Below are 24,473 nucleotides of genomic sequence, written 5' to 3' on the forward strand. Positions count from 1 at the left end.
CATTAGCTAGTCAGAAAAGAGAATGAAAATCAATTTGAAACGTGATAGATTAACAGGTATACTTCTCGTGGCGATGATGTTCGTCGGTATGAATGTATCCGCCCAACGGATCCGCGTGCAGGGGCATATCACAAACCCGCAGGGAAAAAGTGTTCCGAATGTAAATGTGTTGAATCCGGTCAATGACGAACGTATAGAAATGTCCGACGAGGATGGTCGTTACAGTGTCTTGGTTGAGAAAAACGGCTCGTTGAAGTTTACATGTGTCGGTTATGAAGACAAAACAGTGAAGGTGGCAGGAAAGCAGATTCTGAATGTAGTATTGAAAGATGCCGTCATCGAACTGGACGAAGTTACGATTACTTCCAAAGTGAAGGACAAAGTGATTCCGGAACCTACGGACATCGAAATCAAAGGTAATTATTTTCATCTGAAAACCCGTGTCCCGGTGCCTAAGGAGATGTTTAACTCACATCGTCGCTTGGTATTGCAGCCTTCCATTTATGATGTGACACTGAAAAAGCGTCTGTTGATGCGTCCTGTTGTATTCGACGGGGATACTTATAATACAACGCAAAATCGAATGTACGATTATGATATGGATAAAGATCCTTTGCACGATTACATCCGTGTGAAAACTACTTCTTCACGCAAGGGGGATATTATTGCTTACCATGATTCTATCTATATAGAATATCTGCAACATGACTACCGTGCAGATGTGCATCTGGCGATGGAAAATTACCGGAATATCATTTATCGTGACTCTTTCTCCATTGCACGCGGAACGGTCAACCCGCTTCGTTTCTTGGAGTATAAATTCTCCGCTTTCAGTCTGACGGACGAGAAATATCTTCCGAAACCCGTGATGCAGTTGCGGGATACGAAAGGTGAGGTAAACTTAACCTTCCTGGTAGGTAAAGCCGACCTGGATGATAAGAATCCACAAAATCAGGTGGAACTGAACCGATTGAATCAGGAATTGCGTGGTATTGAGACGAACCCGGATGCCTCTTTGAAGAGTTTTCATATTACGGGGGTGGCTTCGCCGGACGGTTCTTACGCGACGAATCTTCGTCTGGCAAAATTGCGTACGGATAAAGCCCTGGAACGTATACTGGCACAACTGGACCCGGAAACACGTAAACTGTTGGAGGTGAAATCGGATGCATCGGTTGCCTCTTGGAAGGAGGTAGCTGAATTGCTGAAAAAAAACTCCAAGCCGGAACTGGCTAAAGAAGTAGAGGACTTAATCAAACAATATGCAGCTACTCCTTACCGGTTGAATGGGGTCTTGAAATCGAAACCTTTCTACAAGGAACTTGCGGCTACTTATCTGCCTAAATTGAGAAAGGTGCAATATACGTATGGTTATTCAATCTTCCGTTCTTTGACGGACGACGAGATTAGAGAACTTTACAGAAAGAATCCGAAGGAACTGACCCGTTTCGAATATTACCGTATGATTACGACAGCAAAAACTCCCGACGAAAGGGAAAAGTATTGTAGGGAAGCTCTTGAACTTTATGATAACTTTACGTATGCAGCCAATGAACTGGCAGTGGCAACGATACAGAAAGATACTCCGGATTCACGTATTCTCGAACCGTTTGTCAGTAAATCGGCACCGGCGGAGTTATTGTCCAATCAGGCTATTGCCTTGCTGCATGAAGGGAAATATACAAAAGCAGATTCAGTCTTGACCTTGGTTCCCGAAGAAGCGGTTTCTGAAGATTTGCAGGCCATTGTTCAGGCATTGGCCGGTTATTATAATGATGCTTTCGAAAAGGTGGCGGCTACCAGCCCTTTCAATGAGGTGGTGATGCTGCTGGCAATGAAGAAGAATCAGGAAGCATGGGATAAGATTTCTACCATGGATGTAGAGACCGCCCGCGAATATTATATAAAAGCGATTGCCGCCAACCGCCTGGAGAAAATAGGTGATGCGATTATGAGCATTGAGAAGGCCCTTGAACTTGATCCTTCCTTATTGGAAGTAGCGAAGGTGGACGGTGATATTATTGACTTGCTGCCGGAAGAGCAGAAAATTAAATAATGATATATACAACAAGAGTAAACGATGAATATCTTCAGAATCAACAATAAATATGTAGCAGTGGCAATCTTCCTGATGCTTGCTGTTACCTTACAGGCACAGGATTATGGTGCATTGCAATATATGTTACAGAAACGGCCTGCAAATGAAAAGTTCGAGAGCAATAAATTCAATGAACATCTCTTTTTCTCTGCCGGAATAGGGCCATACAGCTTGTTAACAAGTGGAGATAGTCAGGATGGAATGGGAATGACCGCCCATCTCTTTATGGGAAAGTGGATTACTCCGGTTCATGGACTTCGGATAGGGGTGAATTTAGGTTATCTGCCGTCGAGTATCTACGATTCTAAAATAAAAATGGGTGGCGGCAGCCTGGACTATCTGTTGAATATGTCCTCCCTGGCATACGGATACAATGCAAACCGTTGTTTTGAGTTAGTAGGGATTGCAGGTATAGAAGCCGGTTATTCTAAGGTGGGCGACAATAGCGATCGTTCCGAAAAGTATCCGGATTTGAAAGGCGGCGGTCAGCTTTATTACGGCGCTCATCTCGGTTTACAGGGAAATGTACGTCTTTCTTCTACATTGGATTTGTTTGTAGAACCGCGGATCGGATGGTATAATGACGGTTTTGCGTATACGGAAAGTTGGAGAAACTATAAAATGGCTGGTTCGGTTCTGGTAGGTCTGACCTATATGCCTGCTGCTCCGATGGGAACTAAGATTCATTTCGATGATTTCGATAAAAGTTCCTTCCTGAATCATATGTTTATCTCTTTATCCGGTGGTATCAGTACACTGAAAGTTCCGGGAATCAAGAATACGATTAAAGGATTAGGTCCCCAGTTCTCTGCCGGAATCGGTAAATGGTTCAGTCCTTCTTCCGGTCTGCGTTTGTCCGGGACGGTTGGACTTTCAGACACCCCTTCGGGCAGTGCAAGCGGCTACTTTAAACATGTCGATCTGCATGCGGACTATCTGTTGAATATCAATAATGTTCTTTGGGGATATGATGAAGACAGAATATTTAGTCTGATCGGTATTGCCGGAGTTAACCTGGCAGGTACGAAAGGAGTGGATAAAACCGCCAAGTATGCTCCGGGAATAGGAGTCGGTGTGCAAGGAAGTTTCCGTATCAACCGTTCTGTGGATTTATTTATAGAACCTCGCCTCAATGTGTATAATAAGAGATATGCAGGAGGTCGCGGAGTAGGTGGCAATACGGATCAGCTCGGAGAGTTGAATTTTGGTTTGACTTATCATACGATTGACCGTGCGGCACGTCCGAAGAACGGATTCTCAAGCAATCACATCGCAGACAATCTGTTTATGACTTCGGGAATCGGTGTGCAAATGTTCCTGAATAAGACGAATCTTGAAAACCTTGGTTCTTTAGGTCCGCAGGCTTCTGTCTCTATCGGTAAGTGGTTGAGCCCTTATTCCGGTTTGCGCCTGGTGGGTACGGGTGGATTCTTTACGAACTATGTAGTTCCGGGAAGTGTTAAAGCGGGCAAACTTAGACATGCCAGCGTCAGTGGTGGTCTTGATTACTTGTGGAACATAACGTCTACCATGAGTGGATATAATTCCGATCGTATCTTTGATTTAATAGGTTCGGTAGGTGTCAACCTTGCTTATACTTCCAAATCAGACCATAAGTTCCAACCGGGTATTAATGCAGGCATACAGGGATTATGGCATGTGAATGATTTTCTCGGTTTGTACATTGAACCGCAGATTCGCTTGTATGGAGATAAATTCATTGAAGGTAATCTGGGCTTTATGCAGAAAGACGTAATGGTAGGAGTCAATGCAGGTTTCCACTATCGCTTTGTTCCTTATTCAAAAGCAGCCAATCGCAGCGTGTTTGGTCAGGATGACAAGCGTTACTTCATCTCCGGTGCACTTGGATTGGGTAGCTTGCTCGTAGCCAACAAAGATTTGGTGAAGAATGCAGGTGTAGAAGCAAAAGGAAGCATAGGTAAATGGTACACTCCGTTATCTGCATGGCGGGTAAATGGAACAATTATGTACAAGGCCAAAACGTCGTCGAAGATGAATCTTCATTATGCCGGTTTGGGTATGGATTATATGATGAGTCTGGCCACATTGGCAAAAGGATACAGCCCCGACCATGTGATAGATGTTGTTCCTTTTGTGGGAGTTACGGCCGGACTGGTACGCCGTTACGGTAAGTTCCGAGCAGTGCCGGGACTGGATGCCGGTGTGCAGGTAAAGCTGAAAGTGGCTTCTTCTTTGTATCTGTATGCCGAACCTAAAGTCGGTATCCGTACCGATACATACGATGGCTCCGAACAGGGAAGACCTGACCGCGTAGCTTCCATGGTAGGTGGATTATTGTACAGATTCAAGATGCCTACTTTCCAATAAGAAGAAAAATAAGAAATCGAATAAAAAGGGTTGCGCAATACCGGATTAGTGATTGTGCAACCCTTTTTGTATTCCATTTCCAAGAAATTACGGTTACATAAACGTTACATTAATATTACTTCCATTTCTACCTGATAATGAATAAAATGAATCTTTAGAATTCATTTTCTCCCTTGCTATTCTCCTCTACTTTTGCTCCAGAAATTAAAACGAAAACGTATGAAAACGATTACTGAAGCAATATCGAAACAAAGTTCAAACAGAAGATTAGCCGATTTCCTCTTTATTCTATGGGCAGGTGGAGCAGCCCTTCTTTCTTACTCACTGGTTTATACATTGCGCAAACCTTTCACAGCTGCTACTTTTGACGGGATAGAAGCATTCGGCTTTGATTATAAAGTACTGGTTACTATCATTCAGATAGCAGGTTATCTGATAGCCAAGTTTATAGGTATCAAGTTGATTTCCGAATTGAAGAGAGAGAATCGCCTGAAGTTTATACTCGTTTCCATTGCCGTAGCGGAATTGTCATTGGTTGCGTTCGGAGCACTTCCCACTCCTTATAATATGTTTGCCATGTTCTTCAATGGATTGTCATTGGGCTGTATGTGGGGAGTTATTTTCAGTTTTATCGAAGGTCGCCGCACTACGGATATTTTGGCCAGTCTTTTAGGAATCAGTATTGTTATCAGTTCGGGAACGGCAAAATCCATCGGATTGTTCGTTATGAATACATTGAACGTCAGCGAATTTTGGATGCCGGCACTTATCGGTGCTTTTGCACTTCCTTTATTGGCTCTTTTGGGATATAGCTTAACCCGTTTGCCACAACCTACGGCACAAGATATAAAACAAAAGAGTAGTCGTGTAACTCTGAATGGCAAGCAACGGAAAGAACTGTTCATCGACTTTATGCCATTTCTTGTATTATTGTTTGTAGCTAACCTAATGTTGGTAGTGCTTAGAGATATTAAGGAAGATTTCCTGGTGAAGATTATTGATATGAACGGACAGTCCTCATGGATGTTTGCGCAGGTAGATACAGTCGTTACATTAATAATTCTGGCGTTATTCGGAGCGATGGTCTTTGTGAAAAGTAACATAAAAGTTTTGGTTGCCCTGCTGGGATTGGTCGTACTTGGGACAGCCACCATGAGTTTTATATCTTTCAATTATGATTCTCTGCAATTGGATGCAATCACCTGGCTGTTTGTCCAAAGTCTCTGTCTGTATATTGCCTACCTCTGTTTTCAAAGCATTTTTTTCGACCGCTTCATCGCTTGTTTCAAGATAAAAGGAAATGTCGGTTTCTTCATTGTGACCATTGATTTTATCGGATATACGGGAACTGTACTTGTCTTGATGTTCAAAGAATTTGCCCATGTAGACATAAACTGGTTGGAATTTTATAATATATTATCCGGTTACGTAGGACTGATCTGTACGGTTGCTTTCACCTGCTCCATGATTTACCTGATACAGCGCTATAAAAAAGAGAAACAGCTGAAGAAAGCGAAAGAAGCCGAAATGAGCAACGGGATAAAATTTACGGGAGAAGGTATGGAGCCAACTACTTTTTCACAAATTTGATAAAAGGTGGACGATGAAAATAATAGGACTATATTTGAAATTCTCCTTCCTTCTATCTCTAATACTAACGACTTCCCGGATAACGGCACAGAATCTGCCCGATGGCATACAATATAAAATCACCGGGCGTCTATTAATGGATGGAGGAGTGTATCTGAAGAATCCGAATAACTTTGGCAACGGCACGGAATTTAATGACCTTCGCATCGGTGTAAAAGCTACCTATCAGAACTGGGGAATGAAACTGGAAATGGGATATGCCGGAAACAAAGTAGCCATCAAAGATGCTTTTGCCACCTATTCCTATAAGAATAGTTCCATTCAGATAGGACAATTCTATGAGCCATTCAGTCTCGATATGATTTGTAGTACATTTGATCTTCGCTTCAACCAATCTCCGGGAGCTGTGCTGGCATTGACAAATAGCCGACGTATGGGAGTAGCCTATTCCTATCGTACCCAATATTACTATCTGTGTGGCGGATTCTTTACCGATAATGATTTGAGCAACCTGAAAAACGCATCGCAAGGATATGCCATTGACGGACGTTTGGTTTACCGTCCACTTTATGAGCAAGCGAAACTGATACATATAGGATTAGCAGCTATCCATCGTACACCGGACGGCACGCTTCCCGAAGATGAGAACAGGAATACGTTTACTTATAAATCTCCGGGCGTGAGCACGATTGATAATCGTACATTAATACAAGCAGATGTAGATCATGCAGCATCCCAATTTAAAATAGGAACCGAACTGCTAATTTACTATCATAAATTCTTTCTTCAGGGTGAATACATCCGCGCCCATGTAAAACGGGAAAAGGGTTTTGAGAACTATACGGCACAAGGAGCTTATCTGCAATGTTCCTGGCTATTGTTGGGACAGAATTATCTGTATGACGAAGAAGTAGCCTGTCCCGGAAGACCGGAAGGAAAAGCACTCGAACTATGTGCCCGTTTCAATTATCTCTCTCTGAATGATGCCGGAATAAAAGGCGGAACACAGAAAGACCTCTCCTTCGGATTGAATTACTATATCAATAAACACATTGCTGTCAAATTGAATTATAGCTACTTCATCCCCGGCTCGCATATCAAAGAGATCGAAAGCACAAACTTTAGTGTAGTACAGGGACGTTTTCAATTCATATTCTAGTACTTGGCAGTTCCGTTCGAATAAAGCTATAATAAAGAATAGGAAGGTGTATTGTATATTAGTTTTACTAAATGTTTCAAAGACATATCGAGAGCACTGCCGACTCAATATGCAGAACCGTATGTAAAAAGTAAAAAATAAGAAGACAGAAAAAACTGGAATGTTCTAGGTAAATCTCCTTTATTGTTCGTAATAGACAATAAAGGAGATTTTTTGCATTGGTTATTTTTTCTATAGTTTCTGTTACCAGTTTGCCAACCTGGGTGGAATAGAAAGTATAGTTTTAGAAAGAACTTCAATAAACAGAATAATTAAAATATAACATAGTTTAGTGATATGAATATAGTAGGAGTTTTATCAGGTAAAAGAAAATGTTTGTTAGCAATAGCTATTGCATTTTCGACATTCGGGAATGCCCAATTAGTAACCTATCCGGAAGGATTGAACACTGGTATGCCACATAATGATGATTATACAGTCAAAGTACGTGAAGCAGGCGGTGAATGGAAAGATGGATTCGAATATGAAGTCCAAGTAGATATGGATCGGGTACAATCTGCTTCAATGGTACAGTTTGATATAGGCAGTCCCGTAGAAGTGATGGTGAAAAAGAACAATGGCACCATTCAGGATGTGAAAATCCGTCCGTTAGCAATAGGTATACAACATACGGTAAACCACAATGCTATCTTTTTTACACTCACTAGACCTCAATGCCTGTCGATTGAGTTTAACGGTGATCGTTTGCATAATCTTCATTTGTTTGCTAATCCTTTGGAAACAGAAACTTATACTGAAAGCAGTGACAAAGTAATGTATTTCGGACCGGGTGTCCATCGTCCGAAAGATTTGCCGAACACACAGATACAGATTCCTTCCAATACTACTGTTTATTTAGCTCCCGGAGCTGTTGTAAAAGCTAAATTATTGATTGACAAAGCTGAAAATGTACGCATTGTCGGGCGTGGTATTCTCGACCATCCGATCCGTGGAATAGAAGTTACTCATTCTAAAAATATATGGATTGACGGTATTACAGTTATAAATCCAGATCACTATACAGTATTTGGTGGTGAGTCTACAGGGTTGACCATCAATAATTTAAAGTCTTTTAGTTGTAAAGGATGGAGTGATGGCATAGATCTGATGTGTTGCAGTGACGTATTAATAGACAATGTTTTTATGCGGAACAGTGATGATTGTATTGCCATCTATGCCCATCGCTGGAACTATTACGGAGGAAGTCGTAACGTGACTTTACAGAATTCAATCCTTTGGGCGGATATTGCTCATCCGATCAACATTGGAGGACACGGTAACCCGGACGATAAGGCTGGAGAGATTCTTGAGAATATAACTGTCCGTAATGTCGATATTCTGGAACATGATGAAGATGATCTTCTTTATCAGGGCTGTATGGCAGTGGATTGCGGTGATAAAAACTTGGTACGCAAGGCATTATTTGAGGATATCCGTGTAGAGAATATCCAGGAGGGAAGATTGTTTCATATTAATGTTCGTTTCAATTCAAAGTATGATAAGCAACCCGGCCGGGGAATTGAAGATATTATTTTTCGGAATATCATTTATAATGGAGTAGGGGAGAATCCATCTCTATTGAAAGGGTTTGATAAAGAACGTTCCGTCAAGAATATCATCTTCGATAATGTGATTATCAACGGCATGAAGATGAAAAATATAGATGATTTTATCACGAATGAATACATAAAGAATATCACAGTCAAATAGCATAATCTGGTATATGAAGTATGAATGGAAAAATCTCTTTGTATTAGGTGCAAACTTCTTTTCTTCTAATATCAAACTTTCTTTAGGTTAAACATAAACTATAAATGCAAGTTTCATTTATATAATTAGAACTTGCAATTATATAAATGAAACTTTCGTTTTTATAATCAAAGCTTGCAATTATAGATTTCTATTAGATAAGAGTAACTTTAGTATTAGAAGGAAAGAACTTTGCAATAGGAAGATAATAACTTATCTATTAATAGATGAGAGCAAAGCTGCACTGGAATCAGAATTAAGGAGTCTGGAAGAGAACCATGAGTATAAATACAAGAGTTTTATTCCCGGGTTTATGCTAATCAAAGTAAATGTTTCATTCACTTTGAACTCCTTTTTATTACTAAATACTATCTTTGCTTATCACTTGTATAAAAAACGAATCGCACTATGATTAACAAAATTATATGGATTATTGGGATTGTATGGATTGGGAATATTCAAAATGGAGTGCAAGCGCAACGACGTAACTTTATCCATCCCGGAATCACCTATACCCAAGGTGATTTAGACCGGATGAAAGCTATGGTCAAGGCGAAACATGAGCCTTATTATTCTACTTTTCTGAAATTAAAGGAATCTCCCTATTCTTCACTCAATACGCAAGTTATCAATCGGGGAAAACAAATCAGAGAAGGACGTTTTAATGCTACTATCGGAGTAGATGGCAGGCGGGCACATGACTTAGCATTGCTTTGGCATCTGACGGGCGATGAGGCTTATGCCCGTAAAGCGGTCGAATATCTGAATGCTAATTCTTATTATACCAATACAAGTAGTCGTGGAACAGGACCATTAGATAACGGAAAGATTTACCTTTTAATTGATGCCGCCGAATTAATGCGTGATTATTCCGGTTGGAAAGTAGAAGACCAGCAACGTTTTAAAAATATGTTGGTCTATCCTGGATATAGCAATACGGAAGATTTCTCTTCCAAATATGCAAATTACTGGGATGATTCAAAGAACGGAGTTACATTCTATTGGAATATTTTTAATTTCGATGCCGCAAGGTTTGGTAATCAAGGACTTTTCGCTGCTCGTGGAATGATGGCAATGGGGATTTACTTAGATAACGAAGTAATGTATGACCGTGCTTACCGTTATTTATTGGGAATGAAGCATCGACCGGATGATTTACCTTATCCTTCAGGACCGACGGTCACTAGCAAAGAACCGATTAAGAAATCACCAACCATGCTTGATTATAAATTGGAAGGAAGAGAAAACAAGATTTCAGATTATGGATACGATGAACAGCTACAGTATTATATCTATCCAAACGGTCAATGTCAGGAGTCGAGTCGCGACCAGGGACATGTATTGGCAGGTATCCACCAGGGAAAACGCACGAGTTAAAACGCTTTAATAAAGTTGTTTATCAAATTAGCTAGATACTCATCACTCCATCCAGCCTTCTTCCTTTTCCTATTGACAGAAGTCTTCTTGTCTTCATCCTGATAATTCTTCAAAATGGTCAATGCCATTTTAGTTAAAGTGGAAAAGTTTTGTGCCGAATTCATCATTTTTCTTCCATCATCTTCATTAAATGTAACATCCAACTGCCAATGCAATCCATTTTCTACCGCCCAATGCTTTCTCTTATATTTAAGAATAAGCTCTGGATTGTTCACTAATGAAGAGATGAAACAATGTTTCTCATTCTGTATTTCCCCTGTGGCTATATTTATTTTCTCGGTCTTTATTATTCCATAAGTCCTAAGATTCTTCCAATCGCGATAACAGAACCCTAATCTACTGGGTTCAGAGCAGGATATGCAGGTCCTTGTCACCATAAATCCATGACCTTCTGTGGTTTCTTCAGCTCTTTTGATAAAATCATTTTCTCTTCCGGAAATTAGCAAGTACTCCGCATCGTTTTCGATATTTTCCCTTAGTTTTAAATGATTATCTTTCACCTCTAAAAGATAATCGGCTTGTTTCTCTGTTATTTTTTCTACAATCTTCTTTTGGGTGCCAAGTGCATCGATGGTAACTACATCTCCTTGTCGTATATCAATGTCGTCCAGTAATTTGGGTATTGCTACTATTTCATTCTCTTTTATTGAGACCCGTTCCTGCCCTAATGACAGACTCATATCAGAAAGAAAGGCACTGACAATATGAAGTTTGGCTGATGCTGCCTGCTCCTTTGTTATTTTACCCGCCGACTCTTGTACCAGTTTATCAGCATTGATGGCACCACAGATCGTTTTCCCGTCAATAGCTATATGTCTATTCGTATAAAGATCATTACCCTCACCTATTTGAACTTTCGACCAGTCGCAATCTTCTATGGACGGTGAATCACCTCTCATATTACAGGCCCATTCTCTGTAACAACTCTCTAATCTTTCTGTTTTTATGATACAAAAAAATCGGCGTAATGTATCATGTGAGGGGGTAGTTTCTAAATCCGGTATGAATCTCCTAAGAAAATCTTTCTTATAACGGGCGAAGTCTGCTATATCATTCCAACTCTGACAATCACAAAAAACACCCGATAAAGTGACAAGCATTATCAATTTGCCCGAATAAGTGACTTTATTCTTTTCACGTGGGTCTATTGTATCAATAGCTTCAGACATACTAGCCATATGACGTGCCAATTCGTCATTTATTAAAAAATCCTTTGCAATCTTATCCATTACTGTTTATTATTTAGACGTGAAGATAATGAAATACCAGAATGAATACAATATAAATAATCAATATATCAATTGAAGAAGCCCGAAGATTAAAAAGGATGAAAGCAATAGGTGGCATGACCATGTAAAGTTGTGACACGTCTATATGAGGAAAAGTAACTAGGAAGACTTTATTTATTATTAGATATACAAGAGTATTGCCATTAAATAAGTTTTGAGAAGAGAAGGGAACTATTGATTATTAAACAATTAGCACTCGTGCGTTTTCCCTGCTTAATCAAACGTAACTTTGCAATAAGTGCAAAGCAAGTTTATCTTTAATGAAACGGAACTTATCTATTAATGTCCGTACTTCATTAATAGCTTTGATGTGACAATGAAACGATCAAATAATAAAATTGAAGAGGGGAAGAGGATGGGAGCAAACGAGCGTAAGTGGAGCAAAGATACGTTGACTTGAGTGATTTGAGTCTCATTTTATAAAGTGATACTCTCTTTTTTGTAAACGTAATATATTGATAATTAGAATTATATCTTTAAATGAGTCTACCTAGATTCATTGAGATTGATCTGCTTTATTTTCTGGCTGTTATATCCCAAATCACCTCTATATTTGCATCGTGATCAAAACCGAAAAAGATAGTATTATGGAGACAATAGCTAACACTTCCGACAACATTATCACCCGTTCTTATGAAGAATATTATCAGGTGATTCTTACCTATATTACTTATCGTATCACTCATCGCTACGAAGCGGAGGATCTAACCCAGGATGTATTTGTACGTCTGCTGGACTACAAGCAAATGCTCCGTCCGGACACAGTGAAATATTTCTTGTTCACCATTGCCCGCAATATTGTAATCGACTATATCCGTCGTTATTATAAGAAACAGGAGATAGACAGCTACATCTATGATACTATGTCCACTTCTACCAATGAAACCGAAGAAAAAATTATCGGTGATGATTTAATGACAATGGAACGGACCCGCTTGGCTGCTATGCCCGAACAACGTCGGTTAATTTATACATTGAACCGCTTCGAAAATAAAACGTCTCCGGAAATCGCAAATGAACTGAATTTAAGTTGCAGGACGGTGGAAAACCATCTGTTTCTGGGACGTCGTGAAATGCGCGAGTTTTTCCGGAATTGTATATAATCTTATTCATTAATAAATAACCCTTTGTGCTTATGGAAAAGGAGTCAGAATTTACAAAGAGGTATTTGTATGCCTCGCCTTATTTTAGAGAACAAAAATTTAATACTATTTTTAAACCTCAAATTTAATTGTATGAATAATATCTTAAAAAGCTCATCAAAGAAAGTAGTATTTCCGTTGATGATGGCTTCCGCCTTATGGACAGGTATTCCTCAGACAGTATGTGCGGATACGTTGGAAGTACAGGCTGTCATGCAGGCTGTCACGGTGAAAGGAACGGTAGTGGATGCAAACGGCGAACCGGTAATCGGGGCAAGCGTGCTGATGAAAGGCACAACGAACGGTACGATTACTGATATTGACGGTAACTTTACGCTGTCTAATGTGAATCCGGGCATATTGGTCGTGTCCTACATCGGATATAAGACGCAAGAGATTCAGGTGAAAGGTGGTGCTCCGGTAAAGATTGTACTGAAAGAAGACTCGGAAGTGCTTGAAGAAGTGGTGGTTGTCGGATATGGTACGCAGAAGAAATCATCATTGACAGGTGCCGTGACAGTAGTAGACGAAAAAATCTTCAAGGAAAAAGGAGGTTTATCCAGTCCGTTGCAGGCTTTGCAGGGACAGGTACCGGGTGTTATGATTACTCGCGGTTCTTCCGCACCAGGTGACGAAAGTTGGGGACTGAATCTTCGCGGGTCGGTGTCGGTGAATTCGACGGAACCATTGATTATCATTGACGGGGTGGCTTATGAAAGTGTGAACGAACTTCGCCTGTTGAATCCTAATGATATCGCTTCTATCAATTTCTTGAAAGACGGTGCTGCTGCTATCTACGGTTCGCGTGCCGCTGGCGGTGTAGTGCTGATTACGACCAAGAAAGGGGCGGAAGGCAGAGTGAAGGTAGAGTATAGCGGCAGCACTACGCTGAAGACGCTCGGTCTGATGCAGGAAGCCATGAGCCTGGACCAGTGGGCTGACGGAGTGATGTCGGCTATTGAGAACGATGACCAGGCGTCACATAGCTTTTACAGTTATGCTAAGTTGGCTAAGAAATATAAAGGTTCATTTATTGATTTGAGCAAGAGCCCGAATCCTTTCGGTTCGGCAGCTTTCACTGATGTGTCCGATTTTGTGTTTGCCGATGATGTGGATTGGCTGGGCACATTGTTTGGTAATACGTGGAGCACTGAACATAGCTTGAGCGTGTCGGGCGGAACGGACAAGTCATCCTACCGCGTCTCTTTGAGCTATTTGTATGACGGTTCGACGTTGCAGTATGGTGAGAATAACAACAAACGTTATAACTTCCGCATGAACAATACATATAAGTTTACGAAAGACTTGAAACTGGAATCCTCCGTATCCTACAACCGTCAGGAGCAGGTAGCACCCACGCAGATTGGTTCGGTGCTAACCAGCACACTGCCCATGCCGGGGCTTCCTTTCGAAGGACTGGAAGGCAAACCTTACGCATGGGGTACTTGGGGGTCGCCCGCTGCCAAAGCAGAACTGGGTGGTGATAACAAACTCTCCGTATCAGCCATCTCTTTGAGCGAGACACTGAATTATACGATAACGGATTGGTTGACGGCGAATGTCAATGTAGGCTACAACACCAGCACGGCAGCTCGCAATACTACCACCAAATCTATCGATTTCTACAATTACATGGGCGACAAACGCGTGTTGGTAGAACCCACGCAAGCCAACTCTTCATACAAGCAGACCAGTTCACGCACAGACTTCTATTCAATGTCGGGTTATTTGGCTGCTAACAAGACTTTCCAAAAGCATAAGTTGGGGCTGACCTTGGGTGCACAGTATGAATTTAAGGAATACACATACTTCGGCGTCAGCGTGAAAGATGCACAGGATGGACTGGAAATTGTCAACGGTTCGGGTGAAGTTACCCTCTCCGGTGATGAAGACAAGTACCAATATGCCAACCTTTCTTATTTCGGACGTTTCAATTACGATTATGATGGGCGTTATTTGTTGGAAATGAACGGGCGCTACGATGGCTCTTCCAAGTTTATGCCCGAGAACCGTTGGAATTTCTTCTACGGAGTGTCTTTGGGATGGCGTATCAAACAGGAGGCTTTCATGGCGGATGTCGACTGGCTGCACGACTTGAAGCTTCGCGTTTCGTATGCGGAAGTCGGCAACCAAAGCGGCATTGGCAATTACGACGGTGTGCAACTGTATAAACTGAAATCGGCCGGCAGCGACGGTGCTTATATAGGTTCGGATAAACTTTCGTATATTAAGACCAGTGGCACGATGGCTTCTACCACCCGTACGTGGGAGCGTATCAAAAACTATAATGTCGGAATTGACTTCGCCTTTCTCAATGGTAGCTTGACCGGTACGGTAGAGGCTTTCATGAAAAAGAATGATAATATGTTGGTGAACATCACTTATCCGGGCATTCTTGGAGACAATGCTCCTAAAGCCAACGAAGGTAAGTTTAAAGACTGGGGATATGAAGGACAAATCAATTATAACGGAAAGGTGAATGATTTTACTTACCACGTTGGCGGAACCTTCACTTTTGCCCGCAATGAACTGACGGACTTCGGAGGTGTTACGGTGCTTTCATCCGGTTATAAGTCGACGATGCAGGGCTATCCCTTGAAGTCTATCTTCGGTTTACGTTATGCCGGAAAGATTCAGAATGAAGAGCAGTTGAAGGTATATCTTGCCAAGTATTATGACAATAACGGCATCGGCATTCCTTCCAACCTGCGCGTGGGAGATAATATGTATTGTGATGAAAACCATGATGGAAAACTGGATGAGAAGGATTATATCTTTCTGGGTAGCGACTCTCCTGAAATATCCTACTCATTCAATTTCGGGGCAGGTTGGAAAGGTCTGGACTTGAGTGTCGTATTCCAGGGGGCGGCAAACCGTTTTGTATATCGTCCGATAGATAATATGACGGTTCCTTTCCGAGGCTATTATACGAACACAAGTACCGCCTCTATCGGAAACACGTGGACGCCGGATAACCGGGATGCTTATTATGCTCCTTATACGAGTGATGGTAATATAAATAATTACAACTATCAGGCTTCGTCTTTGACCTCGCAAGACGGACGTTATCTCCGGTTGAAGAACATAACCATCGGTTACAATTTGCCGGCTTCTTGGCTAAAAAAGACAAAAGTCTTAAGTGGAGCCCGTATTTATGTGACTGGTACCGACTTATGGGAAACTACCCGTATCAAGGACGGATGGGACCCGGAAGCAGAAGCCGGAAAAATGGATGGCGGAAAATATAAGGAAATATCGGGCGTAAAACGTTATCCGTTTACACGTAATTTTACATTTGGTGCTAACTTAACCTTTTAAATGAATAAACGAATATGAAACTGAAACAATATATAAAGCTTGTTTGCCTTGCGTCTTTTACAGTGACAGCAGCTTCCTGTCTGGATTTGGAACCTAAAGCCGATTTGGGCGATAACTTGGTATGGAACAAGGCTGATAATTTTCAATTGTTTGCCAATCAGTTCTATGGCTGGCTGCCGGATTTCAGCTCGGCCATCTCAGATTCTCCTCATAGCGACTATCGTTCGGACTTGGTATGCGAATCGAAAAGAAATGTGTATAGTGACGGAACGAACACGATTCCTACCGGTGACGGAAATTATACGGGCAACTATAAACATATCTATTATACTAACTTGTTGTTGAAGAACGCGCAGAATTTCGGTGATGCGAAAGCCATTGCCGTTCCGGTGGCTGAGGCGAAATTCTTCCGGGCTTTCTCCTATTTCGAACTGGTACAACTTTATGGGAATGTAATCCTGCTGACCGAACCGATTGACTTGGATTCCGAAAAACTTTCGGCTTCTCGCAACGACCGTAGTGTGGTGATAGATCAGGTTATCAAGGACTTGAAGGAAGCTGCCGAAGACTTACCTGAGACTGTATCGGAAGCAGGACGTCTGACAAAGTATGCTGCGTATGCTATGTTGTCGAGAGTGGCTTTATTCGAGGGTACATGGCAGAAGTTCCATACAAACGGAAAGGACGCCACGACCAATACAGCCCGCAGTGAGGAGTTGCTGACCATTGCCAAGGATGCGGCAGATAAGGTTATTTCATGTAAGAAATACAAATTGTTCTACAATGTTGCGTTAGGCAATGAAAGCTACCGTTATATGTTTACATTGGAAGATGGAGTGCAATGCAACCCTGCTAACCTTTCCAAGGCGGACAATACGGAATATATCCTGATGAAGCGTCATCGCAATGGTGACAAGACGGCGTGGAATCTGACACACGGTATGGTAGCGAATGCTTGCTATCTGACACACAAACTAGTGGACATGTATCTTTGTTCCGATGGGCTTCCGACGGCAATATCTTCTAAGTTCAAGGGTGACAAGGGGGTGACTGATGAGTTTTTGGAGCGCGACAACCGTATGGGAAACAATATGTTGTACCACGGACAGAAGTATTGGAATAATGACGGTGCTTGGCGCACCACTTGGACGGATGCCGATTTGGAGAAAACATTGGTTGCCAATGTGCGTTCGGGCAGTGGATACCAGAACCGCAAATGGGGAACGGAACGTGAAGTCGCTGATTATTACGAATCTTACGATTTCCCTGTCATCCGCTATGCGGAAGTGTTGTTGAACTATGCGGAAGCTGTGTATGAGTTGAATGGTGAAATATCCGACTCAGAGTTGGATTATTCATTGAATCTGGTACGTTTGCGCGTGAATCCGAATATGCCTAAGTTGACTAACAAACTTATAGCCGACCATAGCCCGATGTCTATGCGTGAGGAGATTCGCCGTGAACGTACGGTGGAACTTATATTGGAAGGACACCGCATTGACGATCTGAAACGCTGGGCTACGGCAAAGGAAGAAATGCCGCAAGACCAGTTGGGCGTAAAAGTGACCGGCACGTGGTTTGAAAATAATTGGTCGAATCAATCGCGCAGCTTGAATGCCGACGGTTATATTATTATGTATGAGGGACGTGTGTGGAGCGATAAGCATTATCTCTATCCGCTTCCTTCAGACCAATTGCAGTTGAACCCGCAACTGGAACAGAACCCGGGATGGAAAAATTAAACGATTTATTAAGTAAGATAAAATGCAGAAACGTATGAAACGTACATTCATATATATAGGATGCTTGCTGATGGCGGCAGGCACAGTTGCCACTTCGTGCAGTGAGGATGAAACGGCGGAACTGTCTTCATCCATTTATCCGGGAAACGTGGAGATGGTTATTCCGGACGAAGCACGCCAATTGATTTATACTGACAAGGACTTGGAGGCAAGCGTGCTTCCTTTGGTGAAAGGAGAAACTGTGCAACTGGGGTGTATCATAACTCCGGACGATGCGACCTTCAAGGATGTGGTGTGGACATCGAGTAATGAGCAGGTAGCTACGGTAGATGCCGATGGGTTGCTCAAAGCGGTGAGTGGAGACGGTACGGGCTTTTCGGTAGTGCAGGTGGCTCCGGATGTGTCCTACTCGGGCAGTGGAATAGCTAGTTCTTTACGAGTGGTTGTTGTCAACAATCTGGTTCCGGCTACTTCCATTGCGGTTGCTTCTTCTGCCGATGAAGTGTATGCGGGAGAGAAGCTTCAATTCTCCTTTTCTCTTCAACCGGCGGACGTGACGTATAAGACGGTGAAGTGGAGCAGCTCTAACGAACGGGTGGCTACAGTAGATGATAATGGAGTGGTGACCGGCGTAGAGAGCGAAGACAATCATGCGAAAGTGACCATTACTGCTACTACATTGGACGGCTCGGCTATTGTAGGCAGCAAGGAAATCACAGTGAATAGGAAGATTCAGCCTACAGAGGTGACCATCGATCAAAATTATTCTTTAGACAACGGATATATGTGCGCTATCGGTGAAAAGGTATTAAACCTGGGGTATACTACTGTTCCCGAAGACTGTACGAAGTCGCTGATTGAATGGACTTCGAGCGATGAGACGATAGCTACGGTAGCCAACGGCGTGGTGACATTCAACCAAAAGGGTGTGTTCGGCAGTGTGACGATAACAGCCGTTTGTCCGGAAACAGGTAATTCTTCATCCATCCAGTTGCATCTGGCGGAAGGACTGGTTCGCGAACTGTTCCACGATAAGAATAACTACGGATGGTATAATGCCAAGCAGTCGGGCAATGGAACAGAGTCTTCTCATGTTTGGAGCTATGGCAAAGTGACGGTTACTACTTATACACATAATGCTACAACACAACGTGGTGACTTCCGTTGCTGGAATCCGAAGACGTGGCTTCATGCAGGCAATTATCCGATTTTCGCTATCCGTATGGACGATTTGAGAGATATGGAGGGAGTGACCGCCCGTAATATCACGTTGGATGCATCCGGTACTTGCGATGGTAATAAGTATAGCGGTGGCTTGGACGGTAATAACAACAAATGGCTTCACGACTATAAGTGTAGTGATGGTAGCCATGTGTTTATCTATGACTTGCAATTGCAGAAGTGGGCTACCGGCGAATTGCTGCCTACGGGTTCCGTTGCGGAATTTACAACATTGCAGTTTAAGTATGCTGATATCAAGACACTCGACCATCAGGTAGATTATAATGTATATTGGGTGCAGACCTTTAAGAACATGGATGATTTAAAGAAATACATCGAATCGGAAGGACTAACTTATGACGTAATTAAATAAGTGGAAGAATATGAAAGGAAAAACAATGATATTATCAAGTCTCGTACTGCTTTTGGCAGTACAGACTTCCTGTCAGGAGAATGAATTTGGAACTATTGACTTGACAATGCCGGAAGAGGTATACGTACCGGTAGAAGCGGAGTACACATATAATCACCCGTGTGCCATGTTTAATCAAGCGGATTTCGACCGTGTAAAGAAGAGTTTGGACGATGGCACGGCACCACAAGTGGTGAAAGATGAGTTTGCTACGTTGAAGAACAGTAGATATACTCTGAAAAGTTATCAGCCTACGGTGTTGGAATACATCGTCCGCGGCGATGGGACAGGTATCACGGCCGATGGCAAGGAACATTATCAGGAAGCTATGAACGATGCCGCTGCTGCCTATCAGATGGCGTTGCTTTGGAAACTGACGGGCGATGATGCGTATGCCGAGGCTTCTGTCCGGGTGATGAATGCATGGGTAGCAGGTTGTAAAGGAATAAAGTCGAACGATGCCAACCAAATGCTTGCTGCCGGTGCACAAGGATATACTTTCGCCAATGCCGGTGAAATTATGCGCGATTATTATCAGAACAAGAATCCACAGGATTTTGCCAAATTCAAGGAGTGGATGCTGACCGTCTTTGCTGCTAAAAACAAGGACTTCATGACAAGACATCAAGGAACGTGCGACGAACACTATTGGTCTAACTGGGATTTGGTGAATATGTGCTCTTACTTTGCTATCGGTATTTTGACTGAAGATGATGAAATGGTGAATTTTGTAGTCAACTACTTCTATAACGGTGTGGGCAACGGCTGCATCAAGAAGTTAATCAGAGGTACGTTTACTGACCCTATGGGCAGTGGCGAATCGATTGCGCAGAATCAGGAGAGCGGACGCGACCAAGGACATGCGATGATGTCTGTTGCCGTCACCGCCAATCTTTGCCAGATGGCTTATACGTTTTCTTTGTGTAACCCTTCTGTCAGTCAGCTCGATTTCTTCGCTGCCGATGACAATGCGGTCATGAAGATGGGAGAATATACGGCTCTTTTCAATTTGCGTGATGGTGCGGACCAGGATAATAAGATAGGTTCTTGGCTGACGACTCCCGATAAAATGCCGTTCAACGAGTTCCGCTATTGTGTGGACTGTGCTTGCAAAGATAAAAATCATTCGGCGATACATACGGCAGTAGCCAATGATGAAGGACGTGGAGAACTTCGTCCGGGATGGGAAATATTTTACAACCATTATGCCAAAGTGAAAAAACTGGGTAGCGGTTATAAATATGCCAAGCAGGCTGCTGATAAGATGCGTCCGGAGTGTGGCGCGGATGGAAGTAGCCGCTACGGAACCAACAGTGGAGCGTTCGACCAGTTAGGATGGGGGACGTTGATGTTGTATCGGGAGTGAAAAGCCTTTTCTGTAATAATTCGGATAAAAAAATATTGGAAAGGGATTAGGTATTTACCTAATCCCTTTCGTATATATAAGTAAATAGGTCAGTAAATAGATTGTTTTGAAATCAGAGATAGGATTCAGTTTTAAAAGTAATTAGTTTTATATAAGGTAGAAAGAACCTGTTTTTAGGAATAACGAATCTAGTTTTGAATGAAATTGATTAGTAAGGTATATGCGTAAAAAGATTCTGTTTTTAGCAGGAATGATGGCTTGCGGTTCATTGGCAGGCGCACAAGAAATTTCTAAGACCTGGGTGGCTGATAAGGGGAATGGCACTTATCAGAACCCGGTTCTCCATGCTGACTATTCGGATCCGGATGTCTGTGCGACCGGAGATGATTTCTATATGACAGCATCCAGTTTTAACTGTATTCCTGGAATTCCTATTCTTCATTCCAATGATTTGGTTAATTGGTCGTTAGTAAACTATGCATTACCGGTTCAGGAGCCGGAAACCTTCTTCGATAAGGCACAGCATGGCAAAGGCGTATGGGCACCGGCCATTCGTTTTCATAACGGAGAATTTTATATTTACTGGGGGGATCCGGATTATGGAATCTATATGATTAAAACCAAAGACCCGAAAGGAAAATGGAGCAAACCTGTATTGGTAAAAGCAGGGAAAGGAATGATTGATGCAACTCCTTTGTGGGACGAAGACGGAAAAGTATATCTGATACATGCTTATGCCGGAAGCCGTAGTGGGGTGAACAGTATCCTCGTCATTTGCGAACTGAATCCAGAAGGAACAGAAGTTATTTCCGATCCGGTGATGGTGTTCGACGGAAATGATGGAAAGAATCATACCGTAGAAGGACCGAAGCTCTATAAACGCAACGGATACTATTATATTTTTGCTCCGGCAGGAGGGGTAGCAACCGGTTGGCAATTGGTACTTCGCTCAAAGAACATCTATGGCCCTTACGAATCGAAAATCGTGATGGCACAAGGAAAGACAACGATAAACGGACCTCATCAGGGTGGCTGGGTAGACACCAATACAGGAGAATCCTGGTTCGTCCATTTTCAAGATAAAGGCGCTTACGGACGTGTGATTCATCTGAATCCGATGATGTGGGTAAATGACTGGCCTGTAATCGGAGTGGACAAGGATAAAGACGGTTGCGGTGAACCTGTAACGACTTATAAGAAACCGAATGTGGGAAAGACCTATCCGATCGCTACTCCGCCGGAGAGTGACGAATTCAATACCCGGCATTTGGGATTACAATGGCAATGGCATGCCAATAAAAAAGATACTTACGGGTTTACTACCGATTTGGGATTTATCCGTCTTTATGCAGGAAGCCTTTCGAAAGAGTTTGTGAACTTCTGGGAAGTTCCTAATCTGTTGATGCAAAAGTTCCCGGCTGAAGAGTTTACAGCTACGACCAAGCTGACATTTACTGCCAAGCAGGATGGAGAACAAACCGGAATCATTGTGATGGGATGGGATTATAGTTATCTTTCTATTCGCAAAGCGGGAGAACAGTTTATTCTGCAACAGGCAGTTTGTAAGGATGCGGAACAGCAAAATCCCGAACAGATAAAAGAATTGGCAAACATTCCAGTAAAATATCTAAAGATGCCGGGAGTAGCAGATAATGAATGGCAAACAGTTTATTTACAGGTAAAGGTTCGGAAAGGAGCCGTTTGTACATTTGCTTATAGTCTGGACGGGAAGAAATATACGACAGTGGGAGAGACTTTCACAGCCCGTCAAGGCAAATGGATTGGAGCCAAAGTCGGACTATTCTGTGTGACTCCGGATGAAGGCAATCGGGGATGGGCAGATGTCGATTGGTTTCGGATGGATAAGTAATTGACCAATCAATAATTGACAAAGAGAAATAAAGATTAAGAATTAACTCGAAGATATCAGATTAAGATGAAAAAGATTGTAGTAGGTTTGGCTGTGATGTTAGGTTTCTGTACGTGTGCTCATCAGCCGTCCGGTACATTGGATGTGAATAAGGCATTGGACTATTGTGCAGAGCAGACACAACGTACGCTTGCGGAACTGAAAACAGACTCCGGCATCGACTATACAATGATGCCACGTAATATCATGACTGACGAACATCATTGGAATTGTCGGAAAGCGACGAAGGAAGAATGGTGTGCCGGTTTCTGGCCCGGAGTATTGTGGTATGATTACGAATATACGAAAGATAAACAGATTCAGGAAGAAGCGGAGAAGTTCACGAACTCTCTGGAGTTCCTTTCCAGGACTCCGGCTTTCGACCATGATTTGGGCTTCCTCGTGTTCTGTAGCTACGGAAATGGTTACCGCCTGACCAAGAATCCGGCTTACAAACAAGTGATTCTTGATACAGCCGATACGTTGGCTACTCTGTTCAATCCCATCGTAGGAACCATCCTTTCATGGCCTCGTGAAGTGGAACCTCGCAACTGGCCGCACAATACCATCATGGATAACATGATTAACCTCGAAATGCTTTTCTGGGCAGCGAAGAATGGTGGAAATCCTTATTTATATGATATTGCCGTTTCTCATGCCGATAAAACGATGAAATGCCAGTTCCGTCCTGACTATACATCTTACCATGTAGCGGTATACGACACCATTACAGGTAATCTGATAAAAGGAGTAACCCACCAAGGTTATGCTGACAGCACCATGTGGGCGCGTGGTCAGGCATGGGCAATCTATGGATACACGGTAGTTTATCGTGAAACGAAAGATCCTAAGTATCTTGATTTCGCGCAGAAAGTGACAGATGTCTATCTCGAACGTTTGCCGGAAGACAAGGTTCCTTATTGGGACTTCAGTGCCCCGGGAATACCGGATGCTCCGCGTGACGCTTCTGCTGCGGCAGTGGTGGCCTCTGCTTTGCTTGAACTATCCACTTACCTCCCGAATGGAACCGGAAAACGTTATAAAGATGCAGCTATTGAAATGCTGGCAAGCCTGAACTCTGACAGTTATCGGAGTGGCAAGAGCAAACCGTCCTTCCTGCTTCATAGCGTAGGACATTGGCCGGCTCATTCCGAGATAGATGCTTCTATTATTTATGCAGATTATTATTATATCGAAGCCTTATTGAGGCTGAAACGTCTGCAAGAAGGACACGGGGTATTGGGATAACAGTATTACCGGGCTTATGAATACGGTAATATCAAAGTATCGGTAGAACTAATAAAGTGAATAGTCCGATTAGAATAGGTGATAGTGTAAAAAAGGAAAAGCTCTGCAAGAACGAAGGTTCTATGCAGAGCTTTTTTTACTGGTTAGGGTTAGGCTTATTATTATTTTACCTTGATGATGTCATAATTCAGATCGCTGACAGCTTCTTGCAAGCTATCGTTCACCAAACGAAGAGTGGTGTCGTTAACAACCACGAAATACATCGGAGCTTCACCATCCTTCGGAGTTAACTTAACAGCAGTAACAGGTTTTTTGTTCACAACCTTGTGTACTGTTTGTTGTTTTCCTTTTGAAGTGAAAGTCTTGTTTTGTCCTTGACCTTCAGCGTCGAGGTAAGTCATATCC

General features: G+C 42.5%; 13 protein-coding genes and 2 pseudogenes. 13 read left to right on the forward strand and 2 right to left on the reverse strand.

The window, feature by feature from the left end:
* Positions 1-22: 22 nt before the first annotated feature.
* The 6 genes and pseudogenes from BXY_RS19850 to BXY_RS19875 form a co-directional block, all read left to right on the forward strand.
* Positions 23-2,056: a tetratricopeptide repeat protein gene (locus tag BXY_RS19850; RefSeq protein ID WP_015532778.1), complete on the forward strand. Its 2,034-nt coding sequence runs from the start codon at positions 23-25 to the stop codon at positions 2,054-2,056.
* A 24-nt stretch (positions 2,057-2,080) separates the two neighbouring features.
* Positions 2,081-4,447, forward strand: coding sequence for a hypothetical protein (locus BXY_RS19855; protein WP_009039931.1), 2,367 nt, complete (start codon positions 2,081-2,083; stop codon positions 4,445-4,447).
* 219 nt (positions 4,448-4,666) lie between these two features.
* Positions 4,667-6,037, forward strand: coding sequence for a DUF5690 family protein (locus BXY_RS19860; protein WP_015532779.1), 1,371 nt, complete (start codon positions 4,667-4,669; stop codon positions 6,035-6,037).
* Between the two features lie 13 nt (positions 6,038-6,050).
* Positions 6,051-7,196 (forward strand): OprO/OprP family phosphate-selective porin, encoded by a 1,146-nt coding sequence (locus tag BXY_RS19865; protein ID WP_004302334.1) that lies wholly within the window; start codon positions 6,051-6,053, stop codon positions 7,194-7,196.
* A 336-nt stretch (positions 7,197-7,532) separates the two neighbouring features.
* The gene (locus BXY_RS19870) at positions 7,533-8,945 is read left to right on the forward strand and encodes a glycosyl hydrolase family 28 protein (RefSeq protein WP_015532781.1); all 1,413 of its coding nucleotides are present in this window, start codon (positions 7,533-7,535) and stop codon (positions 8,943-8,945) included.
* Positions 8,946-9,392: 447 nt separating this feature from the next.
* Positions 9,393-10,340, forward strand: a pseudogene (locus tag BXY_RS19875) (alginate lyase family protein); the annotation flags it as partial.
* Positions 10,341-10,357: 17 nt separating this feature from the next.
* On the opposite strand, the gene BXY_RS19880 reads toward BXY_RS19875, so the two are convergent.
* Entirely contained in the window at positions 10,358-11,650 is a 1,293-nt protein-coding gene (locus tag BXY_RS19880; protein WP_004315317.1) for an ISAs1 family transposase, read from the reverse strand.
* 647 nt (positions 11,651-12,297) lie between these two features.
* On the opposite strand from BXY_RS19880, the gene BXY_RS19885 reads away from it, so the two are divergent.
* The 7 genes from BXY_RS19885 (at position 12,298) to BXY_RS19915 (ending at position 24,068) form a co-directional block, all read left to right on the forward strand.
* Complete coding sequence (locus tag BXY_RS19885; protein WP_008643222.1) at positions 12,298-12,813, forward strand: RNA polymerase sigma-70 factor; 516 nt, start codon at positions 12,298-12,300, stop codon at positions 12,811-12,813.
* 69 nt (positions 12,814-12,882) lie between these two features.
* Positions 12,883-16,170 (forward strand): SusC/RagA family TonB-linked outer membrane protein, encoded by a 3,288-nt coding sequence (locus BXY_RS19890; protein ID WP_208946871.1) that lies wholly within the window; start codon positions 12,883-12,885, stop codon positions 16,168-16,170.
* A gap of 14 nt (positions 16,171-16,184) precedes the next feature.
* Complete coding sequence (locus BXY_RS19895; protein WP_015532784.1) at positions 16,185-17,912, forward strand: RagB/SusD family nutrient uptake outer membrane protein; 1,728 nt, start codon at positions 16,185-16,187, stop codon at positions 17,910-17,912.
* A gap of 34 nt (positions 17,913-17,946) precedes the next feature.
* Positions 17,947-19,506: an Ig-like domain-containing protein gene (locus tag BXY_RS19900; protein ID WP_208946872.1), complete on the forward strand. Its 1,560-nt coding sequence runs from the start codon at positions 17,947-17,949 to the stop codon at positions 19,504-19,506.
* A 10-nt stretch (positions 19,507-19,516) separates the two neighbouring features.
* A complete protein-coding gene (locus BXY_RS19905; RefSeq protein WP_015532786.1) occupies positions 19,517-20,911 on the forward strand; it encodes an alginate lyase family protein in 1,395 nt (464 codons plus the stop codon).
* Positions 20,912-21,131: 220 nt separating this feature from the next.
* Positions 21,132-22,781 (forward strand): glycoside hydrolase family 43 protein, encoded by a 1,650-nt coding sequence (locus tag BXY_RS19910; RefSeq protein ID WP_015532787.1) that lies wholly within the window; start codon positions 21,132-21,134, stop codon positions 22,779-22,781.
* Between the two features lie 66 nt (positions 22,782-22,847).
* On the forward strand, positions 22,848-24,068 hold the full coding sequence (locus tag BXY_RS19915) for a glycoside hydrolase family 88 protein (RefSeq protein WP_015532788.1): 1,221 nt from the start codon (positions 22,848-22,850) through the stop codon (positions 24,066-24,068).
* A 161-nt stretch (positions 24,069-24,229) separates the two neighbouring features.
* Here BXY_RS19915 and BXY_RS19920 read toward each other — a convergent pair.
* A pseudogene (locus BXY_RS19920) lies at positions 24,230-24,473 on the reverse strand (copper resistance protein NlpE); the annotation flags it as partial.

This window comes from Bacteroides xylanisolvens XB1A (assembly GCF_000210075.1).
Lineage (GTDB): Bacteria > Bacteroidota > Bacteroidia > Bacteroidales > Bacteroidaceae > Bacteroides > Bacteroides xylanisolvens.

Excerpts from the sequence above, each read along its gene's own strand:
- BXY_RS19850 (WP_015532778.1), top strand. The coding sequence starts at position 23 with ATGAAAATCAATTTGAAACGTGATAGATTAACAGGTATACTTCTCGTG.
- BXY_RS19855 (WP_009039931.1), top strand. The coding sequence starts at position 2,081 with ATGAATATCTTCAGAATCAACAATAAATATGTAGCAGTGGCAATCTTC.
- BXY_RS19860 (WP_015532779.1), top strand. The coding sequence starts at position 4,667 with ATGAAAACGATTACTGAAGCAATATCGAAACAAAGTTCAAACAGAAGA.
- BXY_RS19865 (WP_004302334.1), top strand. The coding sequence starts at position 6,051 with ATGAAAATAATAGGACTATATTTGAAATTCTCCTTCCTTCTATCTCTA.
- BXY_RS19870 (WP_015532781.1), top strand. The coding sequence starts at position 7,533 with ATGAATATAGTAGGAGTTTTATCAGGTAAAAGAAAATGTTTGTTAGCA.
- BXY_RS19880 (WP_004315317.1), bottom strand. The coding sequence starts at position 11,650 with ATGGATAAGATTGCAAAGGATTTTTTAATAAATGACGAATTGGCACGT.
- BXY_RS19885 (WP_008643222.1), top strand. The coding sequence starts at position 12,298 with ATGGAGACAATAGCTAACACTTCCGACAACATTATCACCCGTTCTTAT.
- BXY_RS19890 (WP_208946871.1), top strand. The coding sequence starts at position 12,883 with ATGCCTCGCCTTATTTTAGAGAACAAAAATTTAATACTATTTTTAAAC.
- BXY_RS19895 (WP_015532784.1), top strand. The coding sequence starts at position 16,185 with ATGAAACTGAAACAATATATAAAGCTTGTTTGCCTTGCGTCTTTTACA.
- BXY_RS19900 (WP_208946872.1), top strand. The coding sequence starts at position 17,947 with ATGAAACGTACATTCATATATATAGGATGCTTGCTGATGGCGGCAGGC.
- BXY_RS19905 (WP_015532786.1), top strand. The coding sequence starts at position 19,517 with ATGAAAGGAAAAACAATGATATTATCAAGTCTCGTACTGCTTTTGGCA.
- BXY_RS19910 (WP_015532787.1), top strand. The coding sequence starts at position 21,132 with ATGCGTAAAAAGATTCTGTTTTTAGCAGGAATGATGGCTTGCGGTTCA.
- BXY_RS19915 (WP_015532788.1), top strand. The coding sequence starts at position 22,848 with ATGAAAAAGATTGTAGTAGGTTTGGCTGTGATGTTAGGTTTCTGTACG.